This window comes from Streptomyces sp. NPDC020681 (genome assembly GCF_044334895.1).
Lineage (GTDB): Bacteria > Actinomycetota > Actinomycetes > Streptomycetales > Streptomycetaceae > Streptomyces.
The window spans coordinates 161,483-187,196 of sequence record NZ_JBIRTX010000012.1 but is presented as its reverse complement, the minus strand read 5'-3'; the positions used below and the strand labels follow the sequence as shown (position 1 = coordinate 187,196).

Genomic DNA, 25,714 nt, shown 5'->3' with positions numbered 1-25,714 from the left:
TGCTCAGAGCCCCTTCCTCCTCCAGCCTTTAGCCGACACGGAAGAGCGGTCACAACCAGCTGAAGCGCTCACCTCCGCACCCACGCACTCGGCCCAATCACCTCGGGGGCGAGCCACCCGTTGGGAGTAACAAGGCGGCCCCTCAGCGTGCACCGCCTCCATTTTGGGATCACCGTGTTTATGTAGATAGCAGCACCCATTTACCGATTTGATCGAGACCATAAGTTATTCAATTTGACCGAAGTGCGGCGAGCGACGCCACCGGGAAGGACGGGATTGATTTTCTCGCGCGAATCATCTTTAGCGCACGGCACCATGAGACGTCGGAATCTATTCCGTTGCGCCGCATCATCGACGGCGGCGGGCATTCCTTCTGCCGCTGCGTACCGCCGACGGAGACTTGCGTTTCCCCTGACGCCAGGCAGGATGGCGCTAACACCGCTACCAAACACTCAAGTCCGCGGTGTCTCCTCGCTGGTTACCTGGCATCTATGAAATGCGCAGGGAATGGAAGCGATCTCTGGTTCCCCAGCCACCTTACGGCCGCATCTACTTCACACTAATTCCATCTGGAAATAGACCCCGAATGCGGAGGTGGGCCAGCGTGGCAGGAAGCTCTTCAGGAAGCCCAACGGGAGAAGGTTCGAACGGCGGGAAGCCCAACGGATCGAATAGGTTGGCTACGATTTTTAGTCTGATAGATGCGCCAGTGATTGTTGCCCTAGTTGTCTGGCTGGCCACATCGGACGATAGTCCATTTAGAGATCCCCCCGCCACGGGAGGGTCGATCGAATCCGTCACGCTAAGCAAGGGACGTCCGTGCTGCACATTCAACGTTAAGGCTTCAATAAAAGGATACGACGGTCAAGAGTGCGACAGTTATGCGGTTATTACTAATCCGGCAACCAACAGTCAAGGGGAGCCATTTTACGTCGGATATTACCGGCCCGACACGGACCAAGATGAAGGCGCAATTGACAGCTACATCAATATCAGCACGCCTGGTAGTTACATAGTCCGTTTCATCTTGTACGCACCCAACGACACGGAACTCGCCCGGCTAGATAGTGCGCCGATCACTGTCGGATAGCGTTCCGGGCAGTGCCATCGACGACAGCCTGTCGAGCTTGCCCACGCGTCTTACCGAAGCCCGTCGTTCAGGTGGGTCCCGACGCAGCGGCGACCCCAGCAACCGCAGGCCATGAAAGCGTGTGGGCCGGGCATCGTGAAGGACCAAGGAGAGGCTGGAGCACACCCCGATTCGTATCGTTTCCACAGGTCAGCGAGTATCTCCGCTGGAAGCGGCAGGTGATTCCCAAGCTCAGCACTTACCGCCGCCATGGCGACCGGAGTTCTGGTACTGCTCCCCATCGTCACCGATCAGTTCGCCGACAGTTCCGCAGCAAGGTCAGCTAGGCCGACCAGGTCCACAAGGTGCGCGTGGGCCCCAGACAAGGTCACTCGCCCCTCGAACCAGTGGAGCCCAACCGCGGCGCCACCCGAGCTCCAGGTGAACATCGGCTGCCGGCCCACGCTGCGCAGATCGAGGTAGCCGTCTTCGCGGAGTGCGGCACTGGCGTGTGCGAACTCGATCCACTCGTGAAGCGTGATGGGGCATTCATCGCTGTCCAACCAGTGCGAGGCTCGTGTCATGTGAAGCTCGTATCCCATGTTCGGGAGCATGCACCACAGGTCTGACACACCTCCCGTCCGTAGGACTCCGTCTCAGTTTCCGTCTCATTCAGCCCCGTTCATGGCCGTTCAGACGGGACCGCAAGTCAGCTCGCCGCACGGGCCAACCGCTCATGAACCCAGGTGAACGCCCCCGCATGGGGCCCGCTCGATCACCAACAGACTTGGAAAGCGTGCGCACGTCAGTCGTGACAAGCGGCAGCATGCGCCATGTCTACGGCCAGGACTGCGCCGAGGATGTCTCCGCTGCGCAAGCGGTGAGCGGTGTCGAAGGAAGCGAGCCGCCTCAGCCCGCCTTGCCCAACCGAGCAACCGCCCGTACCAGTGCTGCCACGTCATGAGCCGCAGCGGCCGGCAGCACCACACGCAGCCTCCCGCCCCCGTCCGCAGCCGTACTTGCCTGCCACATGAGCCCGGTCGTGTCGACACCGGCCGCAGCCAACGCACCCACCAGCGCGCTACCGGCATCCGTCGCGTACCGCCAGCCCGCCAGGTAGTCCACCCCGCGCACCCACAGCACGTCGTCAGGGTCGAACGGCTCGTTCTCGAATCCAGCGTCTTCTGGGTCGTGCATCTGCCTCAAATCCCTTCCACGCACGTTGGCTTGACTCCGAGCATCGGGAGGCATCGAGCGTGGGCACGACGACGACCCCGGTACCATCGGCACCGGGTTGCATCTGCATCCCAAACCGGACCGCCCCGCATGCTGTCCAGGCGATGGGGCGGTCCGGCCCACAACGGGCTTACGAGGACCGGAAGTTAGAGGATCCGTGAACCGGGATCACTGACTACTGCCAACGGCAGATACACCGCGATCCAGAAGACGACGATTCCGAAGGCGAATAATCGCTGCCTCATCAGCGTGCATCGCCGTTTTCGGCACACGAGGCCCGGAAGAACGAGGTCGTCAGTGCCCGGAACCCCGTATGGCCAGACCGGCCCGCGTGCCGCAGACACCACACCTCTGGAGCCTCCTTGCTGTCAGCAGCTCCCGATGACTCGCCACACGTCGTGCACTCCGCCTCGTAGATCGGTCCGCTGCCTGAGGCATCGACCTGCAACACCCAGTCCACGAACCGGAACACCGCACGCGCCGCCATCAGCGCCGCCCTCCTCTTGATTCGCTGAGGGAGACGCGGCCACCGCGATCCACCGTCAGCAATTCGGCCGCATTCACCCGTAGCGCAGCACCCGTCTTGAAGATCAGGACAACCTGCAGACCTCCTGAGGAGAACCGGTCGGAGCGGACCGCCTTGACCTCACGCCACCGCCCGTGAGCGCTCACCCAGTCCCCACGCTGCACCCGCAGCGCCATCACACGAGCCATCACGCCTCACCTCCCTCGGAGACCGTCATCACGGCCCAGACCGACTTGCCGACCCCAGCCCGATCGTCGACGCCCCACCGGTCGGACAGCTCGTCGACGAGGCCAAGGCCCCAGCCGCCGGATTCGCCGGGCGCGCGAGTTGCCGGGCGTTCATCAGCAGCGTCGTGAACCTCGATGCGGACGCCGTCCGTTTCACGCACATAGCGCGTCTCGATCTCGCGCCCAGGGGAAACGCGTGCATGCCGAACCGCATTGGTGATCAGCTCGGACAGCACCACTAGTGCCACGTCCTCGACTGCGTTCAGGCACCAATTGGCCAGGGTTTCCCTGAGCTCGGTACGCGCCCTGCCAACGCTTGCTGGATGCCGAGTCCAACGCCGCACCACTGGTCTCTCATTCGCCTGCATGTCGCCCACCTCTGGTCCGGTGATCGGTAACCGGCTCCTCAACCATGCTGGCGACATACAAAGCCCCCGACTTTCACAGTTCAGTGAAAGTCGGGGGCAGGTGTGAGAGTCCTACAGCCCCACCCATGCGGCCAAGTGATCAAGGGTGTCGGGAGTGCGCCGAGCCAGATGCACCAGGCCACGGATGGTCTCCCGAGCGCCCGCGTGATATCGGGTCTGCTGTGGAGCCAACCGCCGCGCGGTGACGAGGGACTTCAGCGCAGCCTCAGTGCGGCCGGCCTCCATCTGTACGCGAGCCTGGTCCACGTAGAAGTGAGAAGCCCGGGACACCGCCCAGTCGTTCGGTATGCGCACCTCTTCTGCCTGGCGCAGCGCTTCGCCGAATTCGCCCATCTCGATGTGGGCTGACACCGCATGAACCCTCACGTTGGTCGGACCGAACGACAGCCACAGCACGTCTGACGCTTCGCCGACGCGGGAGGCATACGCGCGTGCCTCTGCCAGCTGTGCCGTGACCTCACTGTGGTCATGAGCGCGAGCGGCGATGATCGAAGCGCCGAGGTGGAGCTGACCCGCCACGGCGAAGCGCTCCCGAGATGCGTGAGCCTGACTCAACGTGTTTTGACCAGCCATGATGAGGCGCTGGCCAATGGTGTACTCGCCCTCCCGGAAGTACACCAGCGCCCGCATGTACTGCCGGACGGCCGCCAGCAAGGGATCGGAAGCACGTGCAGCGGCCCAGTCCATGCGGTCGAGCGCCACGGTGGACAAGTCGTAGTAGCCGAGTTTCACGGTGAGGTCGTGAGCGGTGCGATACGTACTGGACAGCGCGGCCCAGACTTCCGAAGACGGCGCACGGTAGGCGGCAGTGGTGATCTCGGCGATGACATCAGGGAGTTCGAGCGCAGCGTCATGCAGCTTCGTCGCGCGCACCAATCGGCACAGGTTCTCGGCAGCCGCCACGAGCTGAGGCGTGGGGCGGGGTGTGATCGCGGGATCCGCCCCCAGGTCATAAAGATCTAGGGCTTCCCTGATGGGCCGGACCAGCTCGGCCAGACGATCTTGCTGAAGTTCGGTCACGTATGGCTGACCCGTCAGCGATGTGACGTCGACACACAGAACCTTGGCGACCGTCGCGACCAGGTCAGGACTAGCAGGCTTGTGACCGCTCTCGACCTGAGTGAGAAGGCTGTACGAGTACGGGATCTTCTGCGCCAGGCCGCGTTGGGTCAGCCCGGCCCGCTTGCGGTGGTACGCGATCCGGTTGCCTGTGTGCTCACCTTCGGTGAGAGGCATTGCGGGCTCCATTCCGTGACGCGCTCACGGGAAACGCTACCCGTCCCACCAATACGCCGAACTGCAAACCGTCCCCAACACCTCAGCCAACTGCGGTTGCGGAAGCCGGAACATCCAAGGTGGACTGCGGCCATGACTGCGAACCGAGTCCTGTACTTGCTGGCCAGCGCTGCCCCTCCGGTGCTCAATGTCGCCGGTGTCATCGATACGGCACAGACGGCAGGGTGGGATGTCTGTCTGGGACTGACGCCCACCGCCGCCCGCTGGCTGGACGACCAGTTGCCGGCGCTGGAGGAGCTGACCGGGCACCCGGTGCGCAGCCGGTACAAGCTGCCCAAGGACCCCGACGTGTGGCCCCCCGCAGATGTTGCCGTCCTGGCCCCTGCGACCTTCAACACGATCAATCAATGGGCGTTGGGGATCACAGAGAAGTTCGTGGTCGGATTCGTGGCCGAGGGAACCGGCAAGGGCATCCCCGTCATCACGATGCCGTGCGTCAACGCCGCGTACGTGAAGCACACGCAGTTCGAGCAGAGCGTCGTAGCCCTCCGCGCCATGGGCGTCCAAGTGCTCTACGGGGAAGGCGGGTTCATCCCGAACAAGCCCGGCGAGGGCCGACCGGACGCGTACCCGTGGCACCTCGCGCTGGCAGCCGCTGAGTCGGCCATCGGCTGAAGCGACGCACGGTGACACGGCTGGGCTGGGGTCACTCCTCGGTCGGAGCCGGGCAAAGCAGCTCCAGCCCAAAGCCGTTCCGCCGACCTCGATCACGTCACACACGCGCACACCAAAGTCCGGTCAGCGCTTGATCACCAGCCGACATGCACATCGACACATTCGGCGTAGCGTGGTGATCAGGAGGGCGTGGGCCCGCAGAGTGCTCTGGGCCCCTCAATGATCACGGGAAGCCGTCGGTGCCGTCGAGGTCGCCGTGTCCAATAGAGCCCACCAGTCTGTGCACCTAGCCCGGCCTCGCGCAGCTGCGTGCGGAGCCCGTCGTGGCGGGCGGTGGCGATATGGCTGGAGTGGCCCGGTCTCGCCGACGAGATCCAGATCAGTGCGAGCAGCTGTAGCGACGCTCGGGTGGTCGAAATAGTCAGCTGCAGCCCCGCGTGCTCTGTGAGGAGCAGCGAAATGTTCGAGAGGTTCACCGGCGGCGCGCGGCGGGTTGTCATCCTGGCTCAGGAAGAAGCCCGGATGCTCAACCACAACTACATCGGCACCGAGCACATCCTCCTGGGCTTGATCCACGAGGGTGAGGGTGTCGCCGCCAAGGCCCTGGAGAGCCTCGGGATTTCGCTCGAGGCGGTCCGCCAGCAGGTGGAGGAGATCGTCGACGAGGGCCAGCCGGTGGAGGAGATCATCGGCCAAGGTCAGCAGGCGCCCTCGGGCCACATTCCTTTCACTCCCAGTGCCAAGCAGGTCCTGGAGCTGTCGCTCCGCGAGGCCCTTCAGCTGAACCACAACTACATCGGCACCGAGCACATCCTGCTCGGCCTGATCCACGAGGGCGAGGGCGCCGCCGCTCAGGTCCTCGTGAAGCTGGGCGCCGATCTCAACCGGGTGCGGCAGCAGGTCATCGATCTGCTCTCCAGTGATCAGGACGTGGAGACCGCCGGCGCGGGCGGCCTCGCCGAGGTTGCTCGCTCGACCTCACTCGTTCTGGACCAGATTGGCCACAACCTGACGCAGGCCGCTCGTGAGTCCAGGCTCGACCCGGTCATCGGGCGCGAGAAGGAGATCGGACGGGTCATGCAGGTCCTTTCGCGCCGTACGAAGAACAACCCCGTCCTGATCGGCGAGCCCGGCGTTGGCAAGACCAGCGTCGTGGACGGTCTCGCCCGGGCGATTGCTGTAGGTGAGGTGCCCGGGCCGCTCCGGGACAAACAGCTCTACACCCTCGACTGGGACGCACTGACTGCGCGTGTCGATAGCCGCGATGACATGGAGAAGCGCTTGAAGCGGGCCCTGGCGGAGATCCGCACCCGCGGTGACATCATTTTGTTTCTTGACGAGCTTCACACCCTGGTGAGTGCAGGAGCCACCGAGGGTGCCATCGACGCCGCTTCGATCCTCAAACCGATGCTGGTCCGCGGTGAGCTGCAGACCATCGGCGCGACGACGCCGGATGAGTACCTCAAGCACCTGGAGAAGGACACGGCTCTGGAGCCCCATTTCCAACCCATCCAGGTCGCCGAGCTGTCGGTGCCGCACACGATCGAGGTCCTCAAGGGTCTGCGAGACCGTTACGAGGCCCACCACCGCGTCTCCATCACGGACGCCGCGGTGATTGCCGCGGCGACTCTGGCCGACCGATACATCTCCGACCGCTTCCTCCCGAACAAAGCCATCGACCTCCTGGACGAGGCGGGCTCCGTGATACTCATCCGCCGATGGACCGCACCACCGGACGTGCGCGAGTTCGACGAGAAGATCGCCGCTGTCCGCCGGGACAAGGAGTTCGAGATCAACTCGCAGGACTTCGAGAAGGCCGCCTCTCTGCGCGACAAGGAGAAACAGCTCCTAGCCGCCAAAGCCGCGCGGGAGAAGGAGTGGAAGGCCGACGACATGGACGTCGTCGCCGAGGTTGATGAAGATGCCATCGCTGAAGTGGTATCCACACTATCCGGCGTGCCAGTGCGGAGAATCCTTGGACTGCATTCCGACGTCAGTCGGTCCTCCACCTCGAACGAGAGTGAAAGCGGTGACATTAGTCAACATTATGTACTACTGAATGACGAGCCACCCGATAAGTCTGACGATGACCTTCTGGGCGCCGACGAGATCGCCACGGGCATCGCTTCGATAGTAACTGCCTCGAGAACGGCTTCCCCCTTCGTGCTGGCCATTGACGGAGGGTGGGGGGTAGGCAAAAGCACACTAATGCGGCTGATCGAGTCTCGACTAGTCGACCAGCCAGAAATTTTTTGCGTTCGATTCAATGCGTGGACAGCCCATGGCAGTAGTGCACTCGAAGGATTGATTAAGTCGGTTCTCGGACGCCTTGACCGCAACGTGGTGCGACGCTCGGTACGCCGTTTGGCTGAACGGCGACGCATGCTTGGCATTGCCTGGATCATATCGGCGATTATTGCTCGATTTTTTGGCGTCTCACGGTTGATTGATGAAATGTGGAAGACGCTGACTATCGACGCGAAGTCGCGCAATGAAATGCGTGACCTGATTTCAGGCATGCTGTCAGATTGGGTGGAGGACACAGGTCGCCCCAATCGCGCCCTAGTGGTCTTTGTTGACGATCTCGATCGATGCTCCGACAGTGTAGTCATCGAAGTGTGCGAAGCCGTGAAATTGTATCTGGATGCCCCCGGGCTCATCTTCATCTTGGCATGTGACTTTTCAGTCCTTGCCCGGAGTGTTTCCACATCAGCCCGTGGAGAGGTGGGCGAGGGGCGCGCCTACCTCGAGAAGATTGTCCAGGTTGCGTACAGAGTCTCGCCACCCGACGAGGAGCAACTCAAGAGACTAATAGCAGGTTACGGACAACGATCTGGAACATCGCATTTGATGGACGATATAGTCACAAGAATTCTCCTTGAGCGCGCCGGCAGTAACCCGCGCAGAATCAAGCGAATCATAAACGGCTTCATTCTGGAGTATCGCCTGAATCCTGCATGGCACACAATGCCATTGGACAGCTCGTTGCTTACAACGGCGATACTCCTGCAGCACCTATATACATCGTTCTACGATTTTATGGTGACCGATGAATCGAGCAATGATCCTATTGGAGACTTTCTCGACTATGCGATGGTGCGCGCCAAGGCATCAGCCCCTCCGTCATCCAATCATACGTGGTGGACGGTTGCGCGTAGGACATTCCAGAAGCACGGCATCCCTGCACCAGATAGATCCGCGACCGGCGAAGAGTTGATGCGAGAGGTTCGACGACTGGAGGCTGCGCTTCCCGAAGATTTCCCGATCCTCGCCCGCAATAGCGCGTTCATTTCATTGCTCCGAAGCATTGGAGACAAGGAAACTCGCCAAGCGCTACTTGCCGAATTGGTCAGCGGTCGCCTTTCAAACGATGCGGTTGACGATAGCTGATTCGACGAGCTCCGGATCACGGAATGGTTCTCGCTCACGATTACAAGCTGCCCAAGGACCCCGACGTGTGGCCGCCGGCTGATGTCGCCGTGTTGGCCCCCGCCACCTTCAACACGATCAACCAATGGGCGTTGGGGATCACCCTGAGGGACTTCCGGAGCCGACCACTTAGCTTGACGCCCGTCCTGGCCAGGGGCGCCTGCCCTGGGTGCCGCTCAGGAGGTTTCCGCGGTGACCTGATGGGCGAAGACCGTGAACTCCGCGTGCCCGTCGTCGCTGACAGATCGGTGGTCAACGGCCACGCGCACTCGGTTGCCAGGTAGGCCCGACTCGACAAGCATCGCATCCAGACGGATCGCGATGGGAAGCTCTGCGTTCGGCTCTGGCTCCTCGTCCGCGTCCCAGAACAGGGGCGTCTTGTCGATGATCGAGTGCCGCACGCCCTCGGCATCGACGAAGACGACCTCGACAACCGAGGGGTATTCGCTTGTGTCCACCCACCGAACTGCCGCAGCGTGCAGCAGGCCGGTGGGCGACGTAGCAGGTTCAGTCATCGGCCGGCGTGAGGCCCGTCGGGCAGGACGCCCCCCAGTTCGTCTCGAACGGGTCACCTAGCTTGACGCCCGTCCCGCCGATCCCGCAGTACCCCGCCGGGTTCTTGTCCAGGTACTGCTGGTGATACCCCTCGGCGGGGAAGAAGGGGCGACCCTCCGCCGACAGCAGTTCCGTTGTGATCGTGCCGTAGCCCGAGCCCGTCAGGACCTTCTGGTACGCCTCCCGTGACGACTCCGCGACCGAGGCCTGCGCCTCCGAGTGCGTGTAGATCGCCGAGCGGTACTGCGTGCCCACGTCATTGCCCTGGCGGAAGCCCTGGGTCGGGTCGTGGTTCTCCCAGAAGACCTTCAGGAGCTGTTCGTACGGGACGAGCTTCGGGTCGAAGACCACGCGGACCGCTTCCGTGTGGGCCGTCCGGCCCGAGCAGACCTCGTCGTACGTGGGGTTCAGGGTGTGGCCGCCCTGGTAGCCGACCAAGGTCGTCCAGACGCCGGGGGTCTGCCAGAACTTGCGTTCCGCGCCCCAGAAACAGCCCAGGCCGAAGTCCGCGACCTCCAGGCCCTCCGGGTACGGGCCCTGCAGAGGGTTGCCGAGGACCGTGTGGCGGTCGGGGACGGAGAATTCGGGGGTTGCGCGGCCGGGGAGGGACTGGGCCTCGGTGGGGAGCTCGGGGACGCGGCGGGACAGGAACATGCTGGGCTCCTCGCGGGGGTCGGTGTCTGGTGAACGTGCGGGGGCGCGCAGAGATTCCTGGCGGGTCGAGACCCGCAGGTCAGCGCATGACCTGCGGCAGCGAGCTCAGTGCCGCACCGACCTCAGTGCGGCAGCGTCGCCGGGCTCCCGCCGTTCGACTCGTAGCCCGCCACCGCCAGGTTCCGGTACACCGTGTAGTCCGCCGCCGGGTCGCCGCTGTGCGTCCACGGCAGTGCGCCGACATGGCCGTCCACCCGGACCAGCTGGTTCATCGCCTCCGCCCAGCGCTCCGAGCGGACGAGGAAGAGGACCAGCAGATGCCGTACGTGCGCGAGCATCGGGTCGTCCGGGCGGGCCGAGTTGACCGCGTACAGCGCGCCCTCCATCGCCTTGGTGACCACCGCGCTCTGGTAGAAGCCCTGCACCAGGATCACGTCCGGGACGTGCTCGTACACCGCGAACAGGGGGAGCGCGGCCAGCAGGGAGCCCTGCGGGGCGCGGGCCGCGGCCGTCGTTGCGAAGTGGTCCGCCTCCTCGCGCGAGCCGTGCCACTTCTCGCACAGGAAGTGCAGCGCCGCCAGGTGCGCGCCCATGTGCTCCGGCGCGCGGTCGATGACCTTGGCCCACACCTGGTCGAACTGCTCGTGTGAGTAACCGAGTCCGCGCGCGACGGCGAGTTCGACGATGTACGGGATCGGGTCGCCGGGCGCGAGCAGCGCCGCGTCGCCGCAGACCGAGCGGGCCTCCTCCAGGATGATCCGGAAGTCGTCCGTCCCCGCCGTCGACGAACGCCACGCCTGCTGCACCAGGAACTCCGCGTGCACCTGCGCGCCGCCCGCGTCCTTCGGTGACTCCGAGCGCCAGGCGCGCAGCCACGCGCCGCCGACGCCCGGCTTCTGCTGGAGCTCCAGCGAGGCCGCGCCGGCGAAGGCCTGCACGCGCTGCCAGCGCACCTCGCCCTCCCGGGGCGTGCCGGCGAGCAGCTGGGCCGCGGCCCGCCATTCCTGGGTTGCCTGGACGACATCGAGCACGTCGAGAAGATCCTGGTCGGGGCCGGGCAGCCGGATGTCCAGCTCCTCCTGCCGTACGAATCCGTAGGTGTCCGGGTCGGCGGCGTCGGGCGAGCCGGGCGCGACCTGGCGGATGCCGTGGCGGCGGCGCATCAGGAACGGGCCGAAGGCCGCGGCCAGCAGACCCACCGCGATCAGGAACCAGAGAATCTCCATGAAGCCATTGTCCCGGACGCCGTACGGTCCGAGCCACGGCCTACGGTCCGAGCCACGGCCCTACGGTCCGAGCCGCGCCGTCCGGTCCCAGCCACGCCCGGGCCGCGGGCCGTCCGCCACGGGACTACGCTCGGGGCTCATGAGCGACCAGCACAGCTTCCACCACTTCGAAACCCTCGCCATCCACGCGGGCAACACCGCCGACCCGCTGACGGGCGCGGTCGTCCCGCCCATCTACCAGGTGTCCACCTACAAGCAGGACGGCGTGGGCGGACTGCGCGGCGGATACGAGTACAGCCGCAGCGCCAACCCGACGCGTACCGCGCTGGAGGAGAACCTCGCGGCGCTGGAGGGCGGCCGGCGCGGGCTCGCCTTCGCGTCCGGGCTCGCGGCCGAGGACTGCCTGCTGCGTACGCTGCTGGCGCCCGGCGACCATGTGGTGATCCCGAACGACGCCTACGGCGGCACCTTCCGGCTCTTCGCGAAGGTCGTCTCGCGCTGGGGCGTCGAGTGGTCGGTGGCCGACACCTCCGACCCGGCGTCGGTACGCGCTGCCGTCACGCCCAGGACCAAGGTGATCTGGGTCGAGACCCCGTCCAACCCGCTCCTCGGTATCACCGACATTCCGGCGGTGGCGGAGATCGCCCGCGGCGCGGGCGCCCGGCTGGTCGTGGACAACACCTTCGCCAGCCCCTATCTCCAGCAGCCGATCGCGCTCGGCGCGGACATCGTGGTGCACTCGCTGACCAAGTACATGGGCGGGCACTCGGACGTCGTCGGCGGTGCGCTGGTCGCGGCGGACGCGGCCGTCGGCGAGGAACTGGCGTACCACCAGAACGCGATGGGCGCGGTCGCCGGGCCGTTCGACGCCTGGCTGGTGCTGCGCGGCATCAAGACGCTGCCCGTCCGCATGGACCGGCACAGCGAGAACGCAGGCCGGCTCGCCGAGATGCTGACCCGCCACCCCAAGGTCACGCAGGTGCTCTACCCGGGTCTGCCCGAGCACCCGGGCCACGAGATCGCCGCGAAGCAGATGAAGGCCTTCGGCGGCATGGTCTCCTTCCGGGTCGAGGGCGGCGAGGAGGCGGCGGTCGAGGTCTGCAACCGCGCCAAGCTCTTCACGCTCGGCGAGTCCCTCGGCGGCGTCGAGTCGCTGATCGAGCACCCGGGACGGATGACGCACGCTTCGGTGGCGGGCTCGGCGCTGGAGGTTCCGGCGGATCTGGTGCGGGTGTCGGTCGGCATCGAGTCGGCCGACGATCTGCTGGCGGACATGCAGCAGGCGCTGGGCTGATCAAGTCCTGTCGACGCGAACGCCGGACGGGCTCGCAAGTCGCGAGCCCGTCCGGCGAACGTCAGCAGACACAGATCCGTCAGCAGACACAGGCCGGTCAGTCGACACCGGTCAGCGGGTTCAGCCGGTTCAGGCGGGGATCTTCTCGTCCTCCAGCGATTCACGGACCCACTTGCGCAGCTCCGCGTCGTCCGTGTGTCCGTGGACAGAAGCGGCGTGCTCGGCCGCGGCCCGTACGACTTCCTCTTCCTCACCCGAGATGGTGAGCGAGCAGTTCATCTCGCTCGGGTACTTGCGGCAGTCGGCGACTTTCCTGGTCATAGCGACCTCCTCGGCTCGATCAGTACGCCGCTCTGTCCAGGATAGATCCGGACGGGTCAGGTCGACCTGCGCAAACCGGGCGGGCTACCAGCCCTCGAACGGAGGCGTCGTATCGCTCGGCGGCACCGCCCACGGCTCCGCCACCGCCGCCCAGACCGCGAAAGCCAGCGCTGCCACGAGAACCAGCAGCCAGAGGGTCCGGCGCACGGTGCGATGGCGGCGCAGCAGCCGGCCGCCCTGCTCCGCGGCGCGTGCCGCCAGATCCGCGGGCACCGGCGGATGCCCGGCCTCCAGCAGGCGGCGGACCTCGTCCTCCTTGCGGCCCTGGTGGTTCATGGCGCCGCCTCGACCGGTGAGCCGGTCGGCTTCGTCGGCTTCGTGGGTTTCGCCGGCTTCGACGGCGGCTTGCTGCGCATCGTCGAGACCGCCCGGAGGCAGATCGCGCGCACCCGTTCCGCCGGCAGCCCGATCAGCGCCGCGGTCTGCTCCTCGGCCACCCCTTCGTACAGCCGCAGCACCAGGATCAGCCGTTCCTGTGGGGTGAGGCGGTCCAGCACGCCGCCCCGTACGCGGTGGTAGCGCCAGGCGGCGCGCGCGAAGCGGGTGGCCAGCTCCTGGCGGGTGCGGTCGTACGGATCCTCGCCGCGGAGCCGGTCCCAGTCGGCGTATGTACGGGCCAGCGCGGCGGTCAGCAGCTGCTGGGCGTGCGGATTGGCGGCCGGGGGCTCGGCCGTGAGGAGAGTGGCGGCATGCAGCAGCCGGCCGGCCGCGCCCGCGACGAACGCTTCGAACTCCCGGGCACGCCGACGCCCCCTTGCCGTCTGCCGATCGCTCACCTCTTCATATAGAGGCTGTTACGCGGCCGGGGTCAAGAGGTCGGCGGCGTCTCCGTCTCCACCGGCGGCAGACCGGCCTGCCGGGCCGAGAGCGCGGTGTTGAAACGGGTGAGCAGCGTGCAGAACGACTCACGCTCCGTCTCCGTCCAGCCTTCTGTCACCTGGGCCATCAGTTCGCGCCGCGAGGAGCGGACCTCTTCGAGCCTGGCCTGGCCGCGCGGCGAGAGCTGGAGGACCACGGCGCGCCCGTCCTCCGGGTGCGATGTGCGCTTGACCAGGCCGGTGTCGACGAGCGGTGCGACCTGGCGGGTGACGGTCGACGAGTCGATGCCCATGCCCGCCGCAAGCGCCTTCACACCCATCGGGCCCTCCCGGTCGAGCCGGTTGAGCAGCAGATAGGCGGCGCGGTCCATGGAGTTGCGGACCTGTCCGACCCCACCGAGCCGGGTCTGTTCCGCGCGGCGGGCGAAGACGGCGACCTGGTGCTGGAGAGCATCGAGGAGGCCGGGGTCGAGATGGGTCGTCATGTCCTGAGAAGTGGGCATGGCTAGGGGGGCTCTCTCGTGCGGTGGTCGGTTGGTGGGGGACAGAGTACGCGGCAAAAACCCGGTGCGTACCGGAGCTGCGCAAACCAGTGGGGAAGCACGGGATCCGGGCAGCTGCCCCGCCGGTGAGCTGCGAGACTTGCTGTCATGAGCTTCAGTACGCCTGGCACCTTGCGTCCCGTCATCCTCGACGATGTCCGCGGGGCGCAGAAGATGCTCTCGGGTGTCGCGCGGACGACCCCGATGGAAGGCAGCAGGCATCTGACGCAATTGGTGGGCGCCCCTGTCCACCTCAAGTGCGAGAACCTTCAGCGGACAGGCTCCTTCAAGCTACGCGGCGCGTACGTACGGATCTCCGGGCTCTCCCCGGTGGAGCGCGCGGCCGGTGTCGTCGCCGCCTCGGCCGGCAACCACGCGCAGGGTGTGGCGCTGGCGTCGTCCCTGCTCGGAGTGCACTCGACCGTGTTCATGCCGGTCGGCGCACCGCTGCCGAAGGTCGCCGCGACGCGGGAGTACGGCGCCGATGTGCGGCTGCACGGACATGTCATCGACGAGACGCTGGCCGCCGCCCAGGAGTACGCGCACGAGACGGGCGCGGTCTTCATCCACCCCTTCGACCATCCCGACATCATCGCCGGGCAGGGCACGGTCGGTCTGGAGATCCTCGAGCAGTGCCCGGAGGTGCGGACGATCATCGTCGGCATCGGCGGCGGGGGACTGGCGGCGGGCATCGCGGTGGCGGTGAAGGCGCTGCGTCCCGATGTGCGGGTGGTCGGCGTGCAGGCGGAGGGCGCGGCGTCCTATCCGCCCTCGCTGACGGCCGGGCATCCGGTCTCGATCGACGCTCCGGTGACGATGGCCGACGGCATCAAGGTGGGCCGTCCCGGGGACGTGCCGTTCAAAATCATTGGCGATCTGGTCGACGAGGTCCGTACGGTCTCCGAGGACGCGCTCTCCAGCGCACTGCTGCTCTGTCTCGAGCGGGCCAAGCTCGTCGTCGAGCCCGCCGGGGCCAGTCCGGTGGCGGCGCTGCTGAGCGAGCCGAAGGCATTCAAGGGTCCGGTTGTCGCCGTGCTGTCGGGCGGCAATGTGGATCCGCTGCTGATGCAGCGCATCCTCCGGCACGGAATGGCGGCAGCGGGCCGCTATCTGTCGCTGAGGTTGCGTCTGACCGACCGGCCGGGGGCGCTCGCCGCACTTCTCGGCTCATTGTCAGTGCTCGACGCTAACGTCCTCGATGTGAGTCACGTACGGACCGATCCCCGGCTCGGACTCACTGAGGTGGAGGTGGAGTTGCAGCTCGAGACAAAGGGCCCTGAGCACTGCGACGAGGTCGCCGCCGAGCTGCGCAGGGCCGGGTACACGGTCCTCGACTGAGGCGTCGGAAGCAGTCACGACACAGTCTTGAGTAACGCGATGTATCGCGTTACAGTGAAGGCCCTGCCGTGCCCCTGTCAGGCGCGGAAACCGCACGGATCTGAGCAGAAACCACTTGCATACCTTGGGAGAACCCTTATGCCAGGCGCCATTTACGCCGAAGGTCTGGTCAAGACCTTCGGCGACGTGAGGGCTCTGGACGGCGTCGATCTCGACGTTCCGGAAGGCACGGTCCTCGGACTTCTCGGCCCGAACGGCGCCGGCAAGACCACGGCAGTGCGCGTGCTGACCACACTGCTGAAGCCGGACAGCGGCAAAGCGGTCGTCGCCGGCATCGACGTACTCAAGCATCCGAACGAAGTGCGCCGCTCCATCGGCCTCTCCGGCCAGTTCGCCGCGGTCGACGAGTATCTGACCGGCCGCGAGAACCTCCAGATGGTCGGCCAGCTCTACCAGATGAGCGCGAAGGACGCGAAGGTGCGCGGCGCCGCGCTGCTGGAGCGGTTCAACCTCGCCGACGCAGCCGACCGGCCCGCCAAGACGTACTCCGGCGGCATGCGCCGCCGCCTCGACCTCGCGGCGGCGCTGGTCGTCTCGCCGCCCGTGATGTTCATGGACGAGCCGACCACCGGCCTCGACCCGCGGAACAGGCAGCAGCTCTGGGAGGTCATACAGGAGCTCGTCCGTGGCGGCACGACCCTGCTGCTGACCACGCAGTACCTGGAAGAGGCCGACCACCTGGCCGACACCATCTGCGTCGTCGACCACGGCAAGGTCATCGCCCGCGGCACCGCCGACCAGCTCAAGGCCCAGACCGGCGGCGAGCGCGTCGAGGTCGTGGTGCACGAGCGAGAGCAGATCGACCCCGCCCGCGAGGTGCTGCTCGGCTTCGGCAAGGGCCAGGTCTCCATCGCCGACCACACCCGCAAGCTCACCGTCCCGGTCACCGGCGGCGCGAAGCTGCTCGCCGAAGTCATCCGCGAACTCGACATACGGGGCGTGGAGATCGACGACATCGGTCTGCGCCGCCCGACGCTCGACGACGTCTTCATCTCGATCACCGGCCACCACGCCGAGATCGAGGACGAGGAGAACGGCGAAGTGACGGCCGCCAAGGCCGACATGATCCCGAAGGCCGACAAGTCCCGTAAGGAGAGCGTGCAGTGACCACCACTACGGAAGCCGTCAAGATCACGGCCCCCAGGCCGCGCGGCGGCATCGTGCAGTCGGTCAACGACTCGCTCGTCGTGGCCAAGCGCAATCTGATCCGGATGACCCGCATCCCGGAGATGATCATCTTCGGCATGATCCAGCCGATCATGTTCGTGGTGCTGTTCACCTATGTCTTCGGCGGATCCATCCAGGTCGGCTCGTCCATCTCGACCCAGGACTACCGCGAGTTCCTGATGGCGGGCATCTTCGCCCAGACCGTCACCTTCGCCACGGCGGGTGCCGGCGCGGGCATCGCCGACGACATGCACAAGGGCCTCATCGACCGATTCCGGTCGCTGCCCATGGCGCGCGGCGCGGTCCTCACCGGCCGTACGTTCGCCGACCTCGTGCAGACGGCGCTCACGCTCGTCGTGCTCGCGGTCGTCGCGCTGATCATCGGCTGGCGGGTGCACGAGAACATCGGCAAGGTGCTGCTCGGCTTCCTGCTGCTGCTCCTGCTCGGGTACGCCTTCTCCTGGATCGGCGCGCTGATCGGCCTCTCGGTCCGCACCCCCGAGGCGGCGACCTCCGGCGGACTGATCTGGCTGTTCCCGCTGACGTTCATCTCGAACGCCTTCGTCGACGCGAACAAGATGCCCGGCTTCCTGCAGACCGTCGCCGAGTGGAACCCGTTCAGCGCCACGGTGCAGGCCTGCCGCGAGCTGTTCGGCAACCTTCCGCCCGGCTTCCAGACCTCGGACGCCTGGCCCATGCAGCACCCGATCCTGGCCTCGGTCCTCTGGTCGGTGCTGATCCTGGTGGTCTTCCGGACGCTGGCGGTGCGCAAGTACCGCTCGGCGACCGCCTGATCACGTCCTCCTGATCACGTCCTCCTGATCACGATCGCCTGATCACATGCGTACAGCGAAGGGCCGGACCGCGAGATGCGGTCCGGCCCTTTCGCCGTGCTGTCGCTGTCTGCTGCGGTGTCCGGCTCAGCCGGAGTACGGCTTGGCCTCGAGGATCTTCACCGAGGCCGACCTGCCGTTCGGCAGCTCGTACTCGGCGTCCTCGCCGACCTTCTTGCCGTTCACGCCGGAGCCGAGCGGGGACTGCGGGGAGTACGTCTCGATGTCCGAGCTCGCGTACTCACGGGAGGCGAGCAGGAACGTCGTCGTGTCGTCCTCGTCGCCGTCGAAGGCAATCGTCACGACCATGCCGGGCGCGACCACGCCGTCGGCCTCCGGGGCCTCGCCGACCTTGGCGTTCTCCAGGAGCTGGGTCAGCTGGCGCACACGGAGCTCCTGCTTGCCCTGCTCTTCCTTGGCCGCGTGGTACCCGCCGTTCTCCCGCAGGTCTCCCTCCTCACGCGCCGCCGCGATCTTCGCAGAGATCTCCGTGCGCGCGGGACCAGACAGGTACTCCAGCTCGGCCTTGAGCTGGTTGTACGCCTCCTGGGTGAGCCAGGTGACGTTCTCGCTGGTCTGGGTCACAGGTGCTCCTCGTAGGTACTGGGAATACAAAGCATCGCCCTACCCAGAAGGATTGTCCTTCCTGGATGGGCGAAACCACGAGCCTAACAATTTCGTGGCGGAAGGGGGAGGACGAAAGCCATCAGAATTGCGTCACCGCAGGTCAGCGCCGCGAACTGACGTCACTCGGCGACGCGCCGGGCCGTCATCGGGCGGTGCACTGCACCAGCTCCGCGCTGGTCGCCCGCGCCCTTGTGCGCACCGTGACGACCTGGTCGATCCGCTTCTCGCCGCGCTGCCCGACGGCGACGTCCAGCCAGCCCACCTCGGACCCGTCCTCGGCGCGGGAGCGCACGACGCAGGAGCCGGTGGCGTCCGCATCCTTGCGGATCTCCAGATGCACCTGGACCTCGGAGTCCGAGACCACGGAGAATTTGATCAGCTCGGCGCTGATCCGCTGCCCGGCGATGTAGTCGTAGCCGAACCAGCCGACCACCGCGAGCAGTGCAACACCGAGCACCGAGCCCAGCACCTTGAGCCTGCGGTCGGCACGCTCGTCCGCCGGACGGCCGTAACGGCCGTCCGGGCGCTGATCGCGCACCGCGGTCATGGTGATTCCTCTCGGACAGGGGTCCGGAATTTTCCGCCCCCCGATTCGGTCACTATAGAAGCCGCCCGACATGACAAATCATTGAGGATCGAGTCTTGACTGAGCAGCTGCGACTGATGGCCGTTCACGCCCACCCCGACGACGAGTCGAGCAAGGGCGCGGCCACGATGGCCAAGTATGTGTCCGAGGGGGTGGACGTGCTGGTCGTGACCTGCACGGGAGGCGAGCGCGGCTCCATCCTCAATCCGAAGCTCCAGGGAGATGCGTACATCGAGGAGCACATCCACGAGGTGCGCAAGAAGGAGATGGACGAGGCGCGCGAGATCCTCGGCGTCAAGCAGGAGTGGCTCGGCTTCGTCGACTCGGGTCTGCCGGAGGGCGACCCGCTGCCGCCGCTGCCCGAGGGCTGCTTCGCGCTCGAGGACGATGAGGTGGCCGCGGGCCGCCTGGTGAAGTCCATCCGTACGTTCCGTCCGCAGGTCATCACGACGTACGACGAGAACGGCGGCTATCCGCACCCCGACCACATCATGACCCACACGATTTCGATGATCGCTTTCGACGGAGCGGCCGACGCGGAGCGGTTCCCGGAGTCGGAGTTCGGCCCGGTGTGGGAGCCGCAGAAGCTCTACTACAACCAGGGCTTCAACCGGCCGCGTACGGTCGCGCTGCACGAGGCGCTGCTGGAGCGGGGTCTTGAGTCTCCGTACGGCGAGTGGCTGGAGCGCTGGAAGGAGTTCCAGCGGGCCGAGCGGACGCTGACCACATACGTTCCGTGCGGCGACTTCTTCGAGATCCGCGACAAGGCACTGATCGCGCACGCGACGCAGATCGACCCGGACGGGGGCTGGTTCCGGGTTCCGCTGGAGATCCAGCGGAAGGTCTGGCCGACCGAGGAGTACGAGCTGGCGAAGTCTCTGGTCGATACCTCCCTCCCCGAGGACGACCTCTTCGCGGGCATCCGCGAGAATGCCTGACATGAGCGCAAGCGCAGACCTCGCAATGACGCACGCGGCCACCCTCGCGGCGGAGCTCGACAAGAACAAGGTGACCCCCGGCGTGCTGGGCTTCATCGTCTTCGCGGCGCTGGCCGTGGGGGTGTGGTTCCTGATGAAGTCGATGAACCGGCACATGGGGCGGGTGAACTTCGAGGAGTCCCCGGACCCGAAGGCGGACCAGTCCGCGAAGGACGGCCGGCAGGCGAAGTCAGGGCCGGCGTCGGCCTGAGGCTCGGCAGATGTGGTGGCCCGGAACCCCGGCTTCGGGGGTCCGGGCCACAGGCCGTTGGGGTCAGCGCGTGGCCACCACCGGGACGCCCATCACCTCTCGTGCGTGGCGGTTCGGGACCATGCCCAGGTGCCAGGCCTGCCAGCCGTCCTCCAGGCGGACCCCGCGTTCCAGCATCACCGCCAGTGCCTCCGCGCAGTCCTCGAGCTTGCCGTCGCGTGACGCGTGGGTCTTCTCCATCAGGCGGGTCAGCTCCTCCTGCGCCACCACCGTGCCGACCTCGCTGCCGCCCGGTGAGGCGTACGGCAGCAGGGTGCAGCGCAGGAAGCGGGCCCAGTCGGAGCCGCGGTCGTCCTGGTAGGAGGCGAACAGCTCCGCCGCCTCGTCGCACAGCGCCAGCGCCTGCGCGGCGCGGTTGTTGCCCGCGTCGATCAGCGCCAGTTCCAGGCAGGTCCAGGCCTCGCCGTGGGCCACGCCGATGCGGCGGAAGTCGGCGCGGGCGTCGACCAGGAGCTGGCGGGCGAAGCCGGAGTTGCGGAGGTTGCCGGTCTGGGCCGCGCGCTGGTCGCGGGTGACGCGGCCCGAGTGGTGGCGCGCGCACGCCAGGCCGTACACGTCGCGCATCCGCGAGAACATCGTGCGGGCCCGCTCCAGCTCCCGTACCGCCTGGTCGCGGTCGCCGCTCTCCTCCAGGGCCTGGCCCAGGTAGTACAGCGTCCACGCCTCACCGCGCGCGTCCTCGTTGTCGCGGTGCCGGGTCAGCGCCTGGCGCAGGTCCTCGACCGCCGGGTCCGGATCGCCGTCGACGAGGCGGGCCCGGGCGAGCTGGGTCAGCGCCCAGGCCTCGCCGCGGCCGTCGCGGGTGCGGCCGTACAGATCCATCGCCTCCCGCAGCTCCGACTCGGCGCGCGGCACATCGCCCATCCGCAGGCACACCTGGCCGAGCTGGAAGTGCGTCCACGCCTCGCCGTGCAGCGACTCGCCCTCGCGGTGCAGCGTCAGCGCCGTCGCCAGCAGTGTCAGGGCCTCGGCGAGATTGGCCCGGTCGCGTTCGACCGCGGCCAGTGCGTGCAGTGACCAGGCACGGTCCTCGGCCTGTTCGTCGGAGGACTGGAGATCGATCGCCTCGTGCAGCTTGGCCGCCGCCTCGGTCAGATTGCCCTGGTGGTGCAGGGTGATGCCGAGCGAGCAGAGGGCGAGCGCGGTGCCCGAGTCGTTCTGCGCCTCGCGGTAGAGGCCGACCACGGACGACAGGGTCGTACGGGCCTTGTCGAGCTCGCCGAGCTGGCGGGCCGCGATGCCGGTGCGCCACCGTACGGAACGCTCCAGCAGGCCGCCTTCGACCGCCTGCGACAGCTCGCTGATCTCGCCGAGCCGGTACAGGTCGCCGCGGAGCAGGCAGTAGTCGCACAGCGCGCCCAGCAGATTGAGCACGGTCTGCTGGTTCACGCCCTCCGCGTGCTTGAGGGCCGAGGTGATGAAGCTGGACTCGTCGTCCAGCCAGTGCAGCGCCGCGTCCAGCGAGGCGAAGCCGTGTGCGCCGAACTTGCCCGCGCGGGTGGACATCTTGCCGTCCACCATCCGGATCACCGCTCCGGCCAGGTCCGCGTAGTTCTGGATCAGCCGCTCCTGTGCGGCCGCGCGCTCGGCGGCCTCCTCCTCGTCCAGGAGACGGGCCGTGGCGAAGGTGCGTACGGCGTCGTGCAGCCGGTAGCGGCTGGCCCGCACATGGTCGATCAAGCCGGCCTCGGCCAGGCTCGTCAGCAGCCGCTGCGACTCCTGCTCGTCGGTGGCGAGCAGCGACGCCGCCGCTGCCGCGCCGAGCGATGCGCGTCCGGCGAGCGCGAGCCGGCGCAGCAGCCGCCGCGCCTGCTCGGACTGGTCGGTGTAGCGCAGCCACAGCGCCCGTTCGACCGGTTCCACCGGCCCGTAGACGGCCAGATCGGCGGCGAGCTGCTGGGTGGTGCGCGGGCCGAGTGAGGAGCCGGCGATCCGCAGCGCCAGCGGCAGCCCGCCGCACAACTTCCTCACCTCGTCGGCCGATTGGGCGTCGTACGGACCCGGCGCCGGCTCCTCGGCACAGGCCCGCAGCAGTTCCTCCGCGCCCGCCTCGTCGAGTGCTTCGACCGGCAGCTGGTGCACCCATGCCGGAATGTCCGCCGGCAGGTCGAGACGCGCCCGCGCCGTCACCAGCACCAGGCTGTCCGAGCGCTCCGGCACCAGCGTGCGCACCTGCGCCGGGTCGCTCGCGTCGTCGAGCACCACCGTCACCGGCAGACCGGTCAGATGCTGGTGGTACAGCTCGCTCAGCCGCCGCACCTGCTGCTCGGCCGACGACCGCTCGCGGAACAGCAGCTGCTCGCGGGGCGCGCCAAGCCGGTTCAGCAGATGCAGCAGCGCGTCGCGCGTGGAGAGCGGATGGTCGCCGTCGCCGCGCAGATCGACCACGCACGCGCCGCGGAACTGGTCCTTGAGCTGGTGTGTGGCCCGCACCGCGAGCGCGGTGCGGCCGGCGCCGGGCGCGCCGTACAGCACGACGACGGTCGGCCTGGTCTCCGTCGACGCGCGGGCGGCGTGCACCCACTGCGCGATCTGGGCCAGCTGCTCGCGGCGGCCCGCGAACGGACCGTCCGGCTCCGGCAGATGCCCGAAGGAATTCGCCAGCACGGACCGGCTGCGCGCGGCCGCGCTGCGGTCGGTGCCGCGCAGCTGGGGCGCCGCGGCGGTCTTTTTCACCGGACGGTTTGTGGCGGTCAGCATCCGCTGCTGGTCCAGGAACGGGCGGATGCCCCGCACCTCCAGCGCCGTCAGCCACTGCAGGCGCAGCTGCTCGGGCCCGCCGGGCTGGCCCAGCGCGCCGGCCCTGCGGTGCGCGGCCGGCCAGTGCGAGGCGGTCACCTTGGCGACGGTGGTGGCCGCGCCGGCGACGGCGACGAACGCGCCCGCACCGAGCGCGGTGCCGGTGGCCGTGCCGAGCGCCATGTCCGCGCCGATCGCCGCGGCCGCCGCAACGGCCGTCACCAGGACGGGAGTTGAGATGTTGCGCCTGCTGAACTGCGCGGACAACGGCTGCTGCGCGGCTTCTGCCTCCGCCAGCGCCTGCTCGTACGCGGCGTACTCCTCGGCGGCGATGGCCGCCATCGCATCGAAGCCCGCCCGGCCGCGCGCCAGCAGCACATTCGCGTCCGAGCGCCCACCTGAACGCCGTACCTCTTCCTCCACGGCGCGTACCAACAGCCGCTCGGCTTCCGCCCGATGGCTGTCCCGCATAAGGGTCCCCCTCCGAGAGCTCCGGATCCGTTCCGGTTTCTGTTCCGGTTCTGTTCCGGCCACAAGTGTCCTGCGTGCGGCGCGTCAGCGCGAGAGAGTCCGGCGATCATCCGCACCTGAGAGAGGATGGATGACATGCCGAACCGCCTTGCCCATGAGACTTCCCCCTACCTCCTTCAGCACGCCGACAACCCGGTCGACTGGTGGCCGTGGTCGGGCGAGGCCTTCGAGGAGGCCCGCAAGCGGGGCGTTCCGGTGCTGCTCAGCGTCGGCTACTCCAGCTGTCACTGGTGTCATGTGATGGCGCACGAGTCCTTCGAGGACGAGACCACCGCCGCGTATCTCAACGAGCACTTCGTCCCCGTCAAGGTCGACCGCGAGGAGCGACCGGACGTGGACGCCGTGTACATGGAGGCCGTGCAGGCCGCCACCGGCCAGGGCGGCTGGCCGATGACCGTCTTTCTCACCGCCGAGGCCCAGCCCTTCTACTTCGGTACGTACTTCCCGCCCGCGCCCCGGCACGGCATGGCCTCCTTCCAGCAGGTGCTCGAAGGCGTCACGGCCGCCTGGCGGGACCGCCGCGAGGAGGTCGACGAGGTCGCGCAGAAGATCGTCCGCGATCTGGCCGCGCGCTCACTGGCGACCGGCGGACAGGGTGTGCCGGGCGAGGAGGAGCTGGCGCAGGCGCTGCTCGGGCTGACCCGCGAATACGACGAACGGCACGGCGGATTCGGCGGTGCGCCGAAGTTTCCGCCGTCGATGGCGGTCGAATTCCTGCTGCGCAACCATGCCCGCACCGGGTCCGACGGAGCGCTCCAGATGGCCGTCGAGACCTGTGGGGCGATGGCCCGCGGCGGAATGTACGACCAGCTCGGCGGCGGTTTCGCGCGGTACTCGGTGGACCGGGAATGGGTGGTGCCGCACTTCGAGAAGATGCTCTACGACAATGCGTTGCTGTGCCGGGTCTTCGCGCATCTGTGGCGGACGACCGGCAGCGAGCAGGCCCGGCGGGTGGCGCTGGAGACCGCCGACTTCATGGTCCGTGAGCTGCGCACGCCGGAGGGCGGCTTCGCGTCCGCGCTCGACGCCGACAGCGACGACGGCACCGGCAGGCATGTCGAGGGCGCGTTCTATGTGTGGACTCCGGAGCAGCTGCGAGAGGTGCTCGGCGACGAGGACGGCCGGGCGGCGGCCGAGATCTTCGGCGTGACGGAGCAAGGCACCTTCGAGGAGGGCTTTTCGGTCCTCCAACTCCCGGGCGAGGAAGCCGATCCGGCCATCAAGCGGCGGCTGCTGGCGGCGCGTGAGGCCCGGCCGCGGCCGGGCCGCGACGACAAGGTGGTCGCCGCCTGGAACGGACTGGCGATCGCCGCGCTCGCCGAAGCCGGCGCGTACTTCGACCGGCCGGATCTGGTCGAGCGGGCCACCGAGGCGGCCGATCTGCTGGTCCGGCTGCACATGGACACCGCAGCCCGCCTTTTCCGTACGTCCAAGGACGGCCGGGCGGGCGCCAACGCGGGTGTGCTGGAGGACTACGCCGATGTCGCCGAGGGCTTCCTCGCGCTGGCGGGTGTGACCGGCGAAGGCGTGTGGCTGGAGTTCGCGGGCTTCCTTCTGGACATTGTCATCGACCAGTTCGTCGGCGAGGGCGGAACGCTCTACGACACCGCGCACGACGCCGAGCCGCTGATCCGCCGCCCGCAGGACCCGACGGACAACGCCACTCCGTCCGGCTGGACGGCCGCGGCCGGAGCGCTCCTGTCGTATGCGGCGCAGACCGGGTCCGAGGCTCATCGCACCGTGGCGGAAGGGGCGTTGGGCGTGGTGAAGGCACTGGGCCCGCGCGCGCCGCGGTTCATCGGCTGGGGTCTCGCCGTGGCGGAGGCGCGGCTCGACGGTCCGCGCGAGGTCGCGGTCGTCGGACCTCAAGGCGACCCGGCGACCGCCGAGTTGCACCGTACGGCGCTGCTGGGCAGGGCCCCCGGCACGGTGGTGGCGGCCGGTGAGCCGGACAGCGACGAATTCCCGCTCCTCAGGGAACGTCCGCTGGTGGACGGCCGCCCAGCCGCGTACGTATGCCGTCATTTCACCTGTCGTACGCCGACGACGGACGCGGCGGAACTTGCCCGGCAACTCGGTTCTTGACGGTGCTTGAAGGCACATGGCGATAAACGCGCCGAGTGTCGGAGAAACGTCAGTTTTTATCGTACGAGCACCGGATTTTAATGTTCCGCTCATAAGGTCCACGGCACGAGGAGTAGCCGAACGTACGTACTGGGGAGTGCGGAACCGAGGCTGACCACAGGTGTGCGTTGCCCGGCCAGGGGGGTCCTGCTGCCGGCACGCAGG

Annotated in this window: 23 protein-coding genes and 2 pseudogenes; 11 read left to right on the top strand and 14 right to left on the bottom strand. The window is 67.4% G+C overall.

Features of this window, described 5'->3' with window-relative positions; genetic code table 11:
- Window positions 1-1,380: 1,380 nt before the first annotated feature.
- From ACH4YL_RS26585 to ACH4YL_RS26570, 4 genes are all read right to left on the bottom strand, one after another.
- The gene (locus tag ACH4YL_RS26585) at window positions 1,381-1,671 is read right to left on the bottom strand and encodes a hypothetical protein (protein ID WP_398509948.1); all 291 of its coding nucleotides are present in this window, start codon (window positions 1,669-1,671) and stop codon (window positions 1,381-1,383) included.
- Between the two features lie 307 nt (window positions 1,672-1,978).
- The gene (locus ACH4YL_RS26580) at window positions 1,979-2,266 is read right to left on the bottom strand and encodes a hypothetical protein (RefSeq protein WP_398509947.1); all 288 of its coding nucleotides are present in this window, start codon (window positions 2,264-2,266) and stop codon (window positions 1,979-1,981) included.
- Window positions 2,267-3,018: 752 nt separating this feature from the next.
- Window positions 3,019-3,426, bottom strand: a complete 408-nt coding sequence (locus ACH4YL_RS26575) for an ATP-binding protein (protein WP_398509946.1) — start codon at window positions 3,424-3,426, stop codon at window positions 3,019-3,021.
- 111 nt (window positions 3,427-3,537) lie between these two features.
- Window positions 3,538-4,722, bottom strand: a complete 1,185-nt coding sequence (locus tag ACH4YL_RS26570; RefSeq protein WP_398509945.1) for a helix-turn-helix domain-containing protein — start codon at window positions 4,720-4,722, stop codon at window positions 3,538-3,540.
- Window positions 4,723-4,854: 132 nt separating this feature from the next.
- Here ACH4YL_RS26570 and ACH4YL_RS26565 point away from each other — a divergent pair, with 132 nt between their 5' ends.
- The 4 genes and pseudogenes from ACH4YL_RS26565 to ACH4YL_RS26550 form a co-directional block, all read left to right on the top strand.
- Window positions 4,855-5,397: a flavoprotein gene (locus ACH4YL_RS26565; RefSeq protein ID WP_398509944.1), complete on the top strand. Its 543-nt coding sequence runs from the start codon at window positions 4,855-4,857 to the stop codon at window positions 5,395-5,397.
- 459 nt (window positions 5,398-5,856) lie between these two features.
- A pseudogene (locus ACH4YL_RS26560) lies at window positions 5,857-7,345 on the top strand (Clp protease N-terminal domain-containing protein); the annotation flags it as partial.
- The gene (locus ACH4YL_RS26555) at window positions 7,333-8,787 is read left to right on the top strand and encodes a P-loop NTPase fold protein (RefSeq protein ID WP_398510011.1); all 1,455 of its coding nucleotides are present in this window, start codon (window positions 7,333-7,335) and stop codon (window positions 8,785-8,787) included. The pseudogene ACH4YL_RS26560 and the gene ACH4YL_RS26555, both read left to right, overlap by 13 nt.
- A gap of 23 nt (window positions 8,788-8,810) precedes the next feature.
- Window positions 8,811-8,930, top strand: a pseudogene (locus tag ACH4YL_RS26550) (flavoprotein); the annotation flags it as partial.
- Between the two features lie 72 nt (window positions 8,931-9,002).
- Here the strand turns inward: ACH4YL_RS26550 and ACH4YL_RS26545 are convergent.
- The 3 genes from ACH4YL_RS26545 to ACH4YL_RS26535 all read right to left on the bottom strand — a co-directional run bounded on the left by ACH4YL_RS26545 (window position 9,003) and on the right by ACH4YL_RS26535 (window position 11,261).
- On the bottom strand, window positions 9,003-9,284 hold the full coding sequence (locus ACH4YL_RS26545; RefSeq protein WP_398510020.1) for a hypothetical protein: 282 nt from the start codon (window positions 9,282-9,284) through the stop codon (window positions 9,003-9,005).
- A 49-nt stretch (window positions 9,285-9,333) separates the two neighbouring features.
- Entirely contained in the window at window positions 9,334-10,035 is a 702-nt protein-coding gene (gene msrA / locus ACH4YL_RS26540) for a peptide-methionine (S)-S-oxide reductase MsrA (RefSeq protein ID WP_398509943.1), read from the bottom strand.
- A gap of 122 nt (window positions 10,036-10,157) precedes the next feature.
- A complete protein-coding gene (locus ACH4YL_RS26535; protein ID WP_398509942.1) occupies window positions 10,158-11,261 on the bottom strand; it encodes a hypothetical protein in 1,104 nt (367 codons plus the stop codon).
- Window positions 11,262-11,400: 139 nt separating this feature from the next.
- On the opposite strand from ACH4YL_RS26535, the gene ACH4YL_RS26530 reads away from it, so the two are divergent.
- Entirely contained in the window at window positions 11,401-12,555 is a 1,155-nt protein-coding gene (locus ACH4YL_RS26530; protein WP_398509941.1) for a cystathionine gamma-synthase, read from the top strand.
- A gap of 129 nt (window positions 12,556-12,684) precedes the next feature.
- Here ACH4YL_RS26530 and ACH4YL_RS26525 read toward each other — a convergent pair whose 3' ends face one another.
- The 4 genes from ACH4YL_RS26525 to ACH4YL_RS26510 form a co-directional block, all read right to left on the bottom strand.
- Entirely contained in the window at window positions 12,685-12,876 is a 192-nt protein-coding gene (locus ACH4YL_RS26525) for a DUF1059 domain-containing protein (RefSeq protein WP_398509940.1), read from the bottom strand.
- 84 nt (window positions 12,877-12,960) lie between these two features.
- The gene (locus ACH4YL_RS26520) at window positions 12,961-13,212 is read right to left on the bottom strand and encodes a hypothetical protein (RefSeq protein ID WP_398509939.1); all 252 of its coding nucleotides are present in this window, start codon (window positions 13,210-13,212) and stop codon (window positions 12,961-12,963) included.
- Complete coding sequence (locus ACH4YL_RS26515) at window positions 13,209-13,712, bottom strand: sigma factor-like helix-turn-helix DNA-binding protein (protein ID WP_398509938.1); 504 nt, start codon at window positions 13,710-13,712, stop codon at window positions 13,209-13,211. The genes ACH4YL_RS26520 and ACH4YL_RS26515 overlap by 4 nt, the downstream gene beginning before the upstream one ends.
- A 32-nt stretch (window positions 13,713-13,744) precedes the next feature.
- Complete coding sequence (locus tag ACH4YL_RS26510; RefSeq protein ID WP_398509937.1) at window positions 13,745-14,257, bottom strand: MarR family winged helix-turn-helix transcriptional regulator; 513 nt, start codon at window positions 14,255-14,257, stop codon at window positions 13,745-13,747.
- 147 nt (window positions 14,258-14,404) lie between these two features.
- Between ACH4YL_RS26510 and ilvA the strand changes: the two genes are divergently transcribed.
- From ilvA to ACH4YL_RS26495, 3 genes are all read left to right on the top strand, one after another.
- Complete coding sequence (gene ilvA, locus ACH4YL_RS26505) at window positions 14,405-15,634, top strand: threonine ammonia-lyase (protein WP_398509936.1); 1,230 nt, start codon at window positions 14,405-14,407, stop codon at window positions 15,632-15,634.
- A gap of 138 nt (window positions 15,635-15,772) precedes the next feature.
- Window positions 15,773-16,801, top strand: coding sequence for an ATP-binding cassette domain-containing protein (locus ACH4YL_RS26500; protein ID WP_398509935.1), 1,029 nt, complete (start codon window positions 15,773-15,775; stop codon window positions 16,799-16,801).
- Window positions 16,798-17,655 (top strand): ABC transporter permease, encoded by an 858-nt coding sequence (locus ACH4YL_RS26495; protein ID WP_398509934.1) that lies wholly within the window; start codon window positions 16,798-16,800, stop codon window positions 17,653-17,655. The genes ACH4YL_RS26500 and ACH4YL_RS26495 overlap by 4 nt, the downstream gene beginning before the upstream one ends.
- A 126-nt stretch (window positions 17,656-17,781) precedes the next feature.
- On the opposite strand, the gene greA is transcribed toward ACH4YL_RS26495, so the two are convergent.
- Window positions 17,782-18,279 carry a transcription elongation factor GreA gene (greA, locus tag ACH4YL_RS26490; protein ID WP_398509933.1) on the bottom strand — a complete coding sequence of 166 codons (498 nt, stop codon included), beginning with the start codon at window positions 18,277-18,279 and terminating at the stop codon, window positions 17,782-17,784.
- Window positions 18,280-18,463: 184 nt separating this feature from the next.
- A complete protein-coding gene (locus tag ACH4YL_RS26485) occupies window positions 18,464-18,868 on the bottom strand; it encodes a DUF4307 domain-containing protein (RefSeq protein ID WP_398509932.1) in 405 nt (134 codons plus the stop codon).
- A gap of 95 nt (window positions 18,869-18,963) precedes the next feature.
- On the opposite strand from ACH4YL_RS26485, the gene mca reads away from it, so the two are divergent.
- Together mca and ACH4YL_RS26475 are read left to right on the top strand one after the other, a co-directional pair.
- Complete coding sequence (gene mca, locus ACH4YL_RS26480; protein ID WP_398509931.1) at window positions 18,964-19,845, top strand: mycothiol conjugate amidase Mca; 882 nt, start codon at window positions 18,964-18,966, stop codon at window positions 19,843-19,845.
- On the top strand, window positions 19,838-20,095 hold the full coding sequence (locus ACH4YL_RS26475) for a hypothetical protein (RefSeq protein WP_398509930.1): 258 nt from the start codon (window positions 19,838-19,840) through the stop codon (window positions 20,093-20,095). The genes mca and ACH4YL_RS26475 overlap by 8 nt, the downstream gene beginning before the upstream one ends.
- A gap of 63 nt (window positions 20,096-20,158) precedes the next feature.
- Here the strand turns inward: ACH4YL_RS26475 and ACH4YL_RS26470 are convergent, their stop codons facing one another.
- Window positions 20,159-23,365, bottom strand: coding sequence for a tetratricopeptide repeat protein (locus ACH4YL_RS26470; protein WP_398509929.1), 3,207 nt, complete (start codon window positions 23,363-23,365; stop codon window positions 20,159-20,161).
- A gap of 135 nt (window positions 23,366-23,500) precedes the next feature.
- On the opposite strand from ACH4YL_RS26470, the gene ACH4YL_RS26465 reads away from it, so the two are divergent.
- On the top strand, window positions 23,501-25,510 hold the full coding sequence (locus ACH4YL_RS26465) for a thioredoxin domain-containing protein (RefSeq protein ID WP_398509928.1): 2,010 nt from the start codon (window positions 23,501-23,503) through the stop codon (window positions 25,508-25,510).
- The last annotated feature ends 204 nt before the right edge of the window (window positions 25,511-25,714 follow it).

Bases quoted from the DNA above. Each gene is read 5' to 3' on its own strand.
- ACH4YL_RS26585 (WP_398509948.1), bottom strand. From the start codon at position 1,671: ATGGGATACGAGCTTCACATGACACGAGCCTCGCACTGGTTGGACAGC.
- ACH4YL_RS26580 (WP_398509947.1), bottom strand. From the start codon at position 2,266: ATGCACGACCCAGAAGACGCTGGATTCGAGAACGAGCCGTTCGACCCT.
- ACH4YL_RS26575 (WP_398509946.1), bottom strand. From the start codon at position 3,426: ATGCAGGCGAATGAGAGACCAGTGGTGCGGCGTTGGACTCGGCATCCA.
- ACH4YL_RS26570 (WP_398509945.1), bottom strand. From the start codon at position 4,722: ATGCCTCTCACCGAAGGTGAGCACACAGGCAACCGGATCGCGTACCAC.
- ACH4YL_RS26565 (WP_398509944.1), top strand. From the start codon at position 4,855: ATGACTGCGAACCGAGTCCTGTACTTGCTGGCCAGCGCTGCCCCTCCG.
- msrA (WP_398509943.1), bottom strand. From the start codon at position 10,035: ATGTTCCTGTCCCGCCGCGTCCCCGAGCTCCCCACCGAGGCCCAGTCC.
- ACH4YL_RS26535 (WP_398509942.1), bottom strand. From the start codon at position 11,261: ATGGAGATTCTCTGGTTCCTGATCGCGGTGGGTCTGCTGGCCGCGGCC.
- ACH4YL_RS26530 (WP_398509941.1), top strand. From the start codon at position 11,401: ATGAGCGACCAGCACAGCTTCCACCACTTCGAAACCCTCGCCATCCAC.
- ACH4YL_RS26525 (WP_398509940.1), bottom strand. From the start codon at position 12,876: ATGACCAGGAAAGTCGCCGACTGCCGCAAGTACCCGAGCGAGATGAAC.
- ACH4YL_RS26520 (WP_398509939.1), bottom strand. From the start codon at position 13,212: ATGAACCACCAGGGCCGCAAGGAGGACGAGGTCCGCCGCCTGCTGGAG.
- ACH4YL_RS26510 (WP_398509937.1), bottom strand. From the start codon at position 14,257: ATGCCCACTTCTCAGGACATGACGACCCATCTCGACCCCGGCCTCCTC.
- ilvA (WP_398509936.1), top strand. From the start codon at position 14,405: ATGAGCTTCAGTACGCCTGGCACCTTGCGTCCCGTCATCCTCGACGAT.
- ACH4YL_RS26500 (WP_398509935.1), top strand. From the start codon at position 15,773: ATGCCAGGCGCCATTTACGCCGAAGGTCTGGTCAAGACCTTCGGCGAC.
- ACH4YL_RS26485 (WP_398509932.1), bottom strand. From the start codon at position 18,868: ATGACCGCGGTGCGCGATCAGCGCCCGGACGGCCGTTACGGCCGTCCG.
- ACH4YL_RS26475 (WP_398509930.1), top strand. From the start codon at position 19,838: ATGCCTGACATGAGCGCAAGCGCAGACCTCGCAATGACGCACGCGGCC.
- ACH4YL_RS26470 (WP_398509929.1), bottom strand. From the start codon at position 23,365: ATGCGGGACAGCCATCGGGCGGAAGCCGAGCGGCTGTTGGTACGCGCC.
- ACH4YL_RS26465 (WP_398509928.1), top strand. From the start codon at position 23,501: ATGCCGAACCGCCTTGCCCATGAGACTTCCCCCTACCTCCTTCAGCAC.